The sequence below is a fragment of the Collinsella sp. OM04-5 genome (assembly GCF_003439125.1).
Lineage (GTDB): Bacteria > Actinomycetota > Coriobacteriia > Coriobacteriales > Coriobacteriaceae > Collinsella.
The window spans coordinates 1-4,808 of sequence record NZ_QSUU01000019.1 but is presented as its reverse complement, the minus strand read 5'-3'; the positions used below and the strand labels follow the sequence as shown (position 1 = coordinate 4,808).

2 protein-coding genes and 4 tRNA genes are annotated in these 4,808 nt (G+C 58.0%); all 6 read left to right on the top strand.

The window, feature by feature from the left end:
- Positions 1-383: 383 nt before the first annotated feature.
- The 6 genes from DXB53_RS09720 to DXB53_RS09695 all read left to right on the top strand — a co-directional run bounded on the left by DXB53_RS09720 (position 384) and on the right by DXB53_RS09695 (position 4,110).
- Positions 384-473, top strand: a tRNA-Leu gene (locus DXB53_RS09720).
- A 59-nt stretch (positions 474-532) separates the two neighbouring features.
- The gene (locus DXB53_RS09715) at positions 533-2,878 is read left to right on the top strand and encodes a GAF domain-containing SpoIIE family protein phosphatase (protein ID WP_117584283.1); all 2,346 of its coding nucleotides are present in this window, start codon (positions 533-535) and stop codon (positions 2,876-2,878) included.
- 78 nt (positions 2,879-2,956) lie between these two features.
- Positions 2,957-3,703 carry an anti-sigma factor antagonist gene (locus DXB53_RS09710; RefSeq protein ID WP_117584282.1) on the top strand — a complete coding sequence of 249 codons (747 nt, stop codon included), beginning with the start codon at positions 2,957-2,959 and terminating at the stop codon, positions 3,701-3,703.
- Between the two features lie 105 nt (positions 3,704-3,808).
- Positions 3,809-3,884: transfer RNA gene (locus DXB53_RS09705), tRNA-Gly, on the top strand.
- Between the two features lie 34 nt (positions 3,885-3,918).
- A tRNA-Cys gene (locus DXB53_RS09700) sits at positions 3,919-3,992 on the top strand.
- 42 nt (positions 3,993-4,034) lie between these two features.
- A tRNA-Gly gene (locus tag DXB53_RS09695) sits at positions 4,035-4,110 on the top strand.
- Positions 4,111-4,808 lie beyond the last annotated feature (698 nt).

The following is a 4,808-nucleotide window of genomic DNA, read 5'->3' as shown; positions in this document are numbered from 1 at the left end:
AGGCCGGAGCTTTGGCTCCGGCCTTCCCATATAAGGGCTCGGCAAAGCCGAGCCACTAAATTCTTATCAGCCCCAGAATATGTTTAGGAACTTTGCCTGGAGCATGTTAACGTAGGTTCGGAATGGGGGCAGCTTCCCAGCGCATTCCGCAGGGGGCGGTACATTTTGTAGCGCGAAGCGCGGATCAAAATGTACCGCATGCCCGAGGACGCGCTGGGAAGCTGCCCCCATTCCGAACCGGATATACAGATCTACCTGCGCATTTACAAATTCGTAAACTTTTTTCAAAAAAGTGCTTGCACAGTTCTCGAATCATAGGTTATTATCTTCCTCGTTGAACGCGCGGGTCCAACAAAACGAACCGCGAATCAACAACATAGCATGTCGGAGTGGCGGAATTGGCAGACGCGCTAGCTTGAGGTGCTAGTGACCGCTTTTTGGTCATGCGGGTTCAAGTCCCGCCTCCGACACCATCGCATTTGAGAAGCCTCTTCGGAGGCTTTTTTGTTACCGATAGACGGTGAGGTCCACGATGGAAACGCTTGAACGCAACGAGTGGGCAGACGTTGCCCAACTAGTCGAGATCACGAGCGATGCTGTCATCATCTGCGAGCTCGACGGAACCATTCTGCATGTGAATAATCGCTTACTTGGTTTGATGTGCGAGGAACGCGCCGACGTCATCGGCGGAGATGTTAAAGACGTCCTGTACTCGTCCGCTTTTGAACGTGCGACGGAACATCGTCTGCCATTTGAAACTGATGGCTCCGAGAACGAACTGATGCTCAAGCTGAGTGACGGCTCTTTTATTCCCGTCTTGGTTCGTGCGGGCTCCGTAACGCCTCCACACATCTTTGGGCGCCGCGCACCACGTGTCCTGGTGGCGCTTCACAGTATCGAGGAACAGTATTCTCACGACCGGCAACTCAAGCGTGCGCTTTCGGAGCTTAGAGTGGCGAACAAGCGCCTCTCTGGCACGCTCTCGGTCATTATGAGTACCGTGGGCTCCGATGAGCTGCCCAGCCTACTTGATACCGTTTTGAACCAGCTTGTAGGAACGCTCGATGCTTCGGGTGCCGCTATCTATTTTTCTGAGAGCGGTGGTTTTAAACTTCGCGGTGTTTCCAAGGAGCTGTACGACAGCTACCTGCCTGAGTTTTTGCCGTATGGCGCTGGCATTCCGACGTATGTTCTTCGTGAGTCGCGTGCCTGTCGCTTGTCGATTCAACAGGACCTTGAGGGTGATAAGGTCGCCTCCGGTATGTTCATGGATCTGGACAATCGTTCTAAGCACCTGTTGCGCATGCAGGATATGCCTCCGTACCGCAGCGAGATCTGTCTTCCCGTTTTTTACGGTACGCAGATCCTTGGCGTGCTGGAAGTTGGTTGGAAACGCCCTCAGGCACCGCTCGCCTATGACGTTAATGTGCTCGAGGTCATTTGCGATTACCTGTCTATCCAGCTGGTCGGCATGGCATCGAGCCTTCGCTCCCGTCGCACGGCCGAGCTTGGCCGCTCGCTCAATGTCTTGCGTGACGAGTTGTTTACCTTTCTAGACGATTCCGCCGCGGCTACCCAGGCGGTATCGTCCGAGATCTGCAATATGCTCAACTGCCATTTTTGCCCTATTGAGTATGACGCCAGTCTGGATTCCTACGTCATAGATTTTGAAGGCGGCAGTCGCGTTGCTTTGCCGGACGATCCCGAGAAGCTTTTCTTTTCCACGACGGCGCCAGCGGCACGTCTGGGGGCTGGCCCTGATGGCTTTGAGGCATCTGTTTTGGGCGGCACGAGCGCCGAGGACCTTAAACACGTCCGTATAACTCGCGTTGACGAATCGATGCCTATGGGAGGCTGGCTTAGGGCGCATGGCCTGCCTTGCCAGGGTCTCTACGTCGACGCCGGCATCGAGGCGGGGCGCCCGCGCCCTGAGGGCGATGGCAAGCACAGTAACGACGCGATCGTTCCTGCTTCTGTTGCGAAGGGGCCGACGACGCGTGCGCTGCTGCTTCGTGATGGTAGCCAAGAGCCGATTGATGACCTTGAATATGACTACTTGGTGCACTTGGCTCATGACTTTGAACTGATCTATGAAGGCGAATCTCAAAAGCGTGAGGAGCGCCATATCGCTCAGACCCTCCAGATTGGCATGAGAAATTCACTGGGGGATGTTCCGGGAATCGCCGCCGATTCGGTGTACCTGTCGGCCACGAACTCGGCGTTGGTCGGCGGCGATTTCTATACGCTCATCCGTCTTCCCGACGATTGCGCCGTCATGATTCTGGGCGATGTGTCTGGCAAAGGCATTGAGGCTGCATCGATGTCCGCACTCGTCAAGACGGCCCTGACGGCATATGCCTGGGAGGGCGCTGGACCGGCCCGCATGGCACGCTCCCTTAATAGCATGCTTATGGGCTTTTCGAGGGTCGAGACGTTCGTGACGGCCTTTATCGCCAAGATTGACCTTAAAGCCGGACGCGCAACGTATTGTTCGGCGGGCCATCCTCCGACCATGGTCATCAGGCCAGAGTCGATGCCGCTGGGTGGCGGCGAGGCTCGTGGGGGAGAGGTCGAGCTGCTTGGATGCCAATCGGGGGTAATCGGTGCCTTTGAGAGCATGGTGTACGAGACAGGCGTGTTTACGTTCGCTCCTGGTGACATGCTATTTATGTACACCGACGGAACAATCGAAGCGCGTGACCGCTCGGGTGCTTTCTTTGGCGAGCAGCGCCTTCGCGACCTTCTGCTCTCTGTCTCGGGTGAGGGCGTGTCGGGCATTTGCGGCAAGGTCTTGGGCGAGCTCGACCGATTTACCGAATCGGCGCTGGACGATGACATTGCATTGGTGTCCCTTGAGTTTTTACGGGGTCGTTCATAGACGACGCTGGGCGGGCTGAATCCGTACGGTTGGGGAAACGAATGCATCGAGTGGGCTTTTTTGGGGAACCATGGTCGTATGAATGAGTGGAATGACATAGCGGTTTTGACGCCACCAGGCGATATCGACATCGCCACGGTGCCTGCGCTGCGTCGGCGGTTGGATGCTTTGATTGGCCGCGGCGTGCGTCGTGTCGTCATCAACTGTCAGGCTGTCAGCTTTATCGATTCGACGGGCTTGGCATTCCTGCTTACGCGCGCTCGTGAGCTCATGAGGCGAGAAGGCCTGCTTTCGCTCGTCAATGCATCAGGTGAAGTTGTTCGCTTTTTGGAGATTGCTCGTCTTGTCGATATTCTTCATGTCGCGGGGCCGGCACGGGAGTCTATTCCCGCCATTCCGGTGGGGGAGCTGCCTCGCTGGAGTAAGAGCGTCGAGGTCCGTCAGGGTATCGAGAATCTTCCATACTACCGACATCGCATCGCCGAACTCCTTGAATCGCTTCCGTTGCGCCGTGACGAGCGGTACGATGTCGCATTGGCGTCGGGGGAGGCGCTGGGTAATGCCTATGACCATGCGGGCGGTATCGGGTGCGTCCTGACGGTTCAGGCCTATGGCGATCGCGTTGTGGTTGAGGTGCTTGATCGAGGTGCCGGCTATTCTATCGATGAAACGAGCGAACCGGTCGCATCAGAGGAGCGCGGCCGTGGTATCAAGCTTATGCGTATGCTCGTCGATAACGTGGAGGTTGCTCGTCGTGCGGACGGCGCCGGCACGCGCGTGCAGATGGTGAAGCTGTTTAGCGGAGCGCTGGAGTCGTGTGCCTAGCCAATCGCTTTAGCGCGTTTAGCTACTAAGAACATGCGGCAGACAAGTTTTTTGAAAAAAGTACTTGCGTCTTTTGGACAACTCGCGTAAATTAATAACCCGCAAGCGGACATGGCTCAGTTGGTAGAGCACAACCTTGCCAAGGTTGGGGTCGCGGGTTCGAGCCCCGTTGTCCGCTCCATTGCATTTCCGGACCGTTTAGGCGGTCCTTTTTCGGCGAAGTGGCCAAGTGGTAAGGCAGAGGCCTGCAAAGCCTTTACCCCCGGTTCGAATCCGGGCTTCGCCTCCAGGCAACATCCGGGCGCTCCGGCGCCCGTTTTGTTTTACATATGCGGACATGGCTCAGTTGGTAGAGCACAACCTTGCCAAGGTTGGGGTCGCGGGTTCGAGCCCCGTTGTCCGCTCCAAACGCAGCAGCCCGACTACTACGGTAGCCGGGCTTTTTCGTACCCATCGCTTGGGCTCGAACCCGAGAGGGAGCGAGCGTTAAGCAAACGCGGAGCGTTTGTAGCGAGCTGGCGAGGACGCCGGCAGGCGGCCGAAGCCGGTGCGGATCCGCGAAGCGAATACGCAGACGCCCCGTTGTCCGCTCCAACTATCTTACGCGGTTCTAACGAACCGCGTTTTTTGTTGACGCTGCGCGAGCCCCGGGCACCCCATCTTGCCCCTCAATCGTCGGTCGCGTACATAGAGTACGCTTCCCTCCTCTTTCGCGGCAACCTGGGGCACCCGGAGCCCGCTCGCTCATATGACCCAATCCACTGTCAAGGGCCACAATGGCCCCGCCGACCGCTTGCAATCGGTCGGCGGGGCCTGCCGTTAAACCCGTCCCGGTCCGCCCCCGGCATGTCATCGACGCCTTCGGCTCAGTCTCATATCCGCGGATACCGCTCCGGCGGCCCGCAATCCTCTCCTTCGGCGGGGTTCCCCTAGTCTGTCTTCGCGCATGCGGCGGCCGCCGCGCGCACAGCGAGAACGGGGGTGTCCCCGAAGGCTGCCCGGCTCGCCGGGACGGGGGCTTATGTCTATTCCGCGCCCTCCCGGCACATCGTGCCGAGGGCCCACAGCCACCTCACGAGCTCGGCCGCGGTGGCCGCGTTCGCCT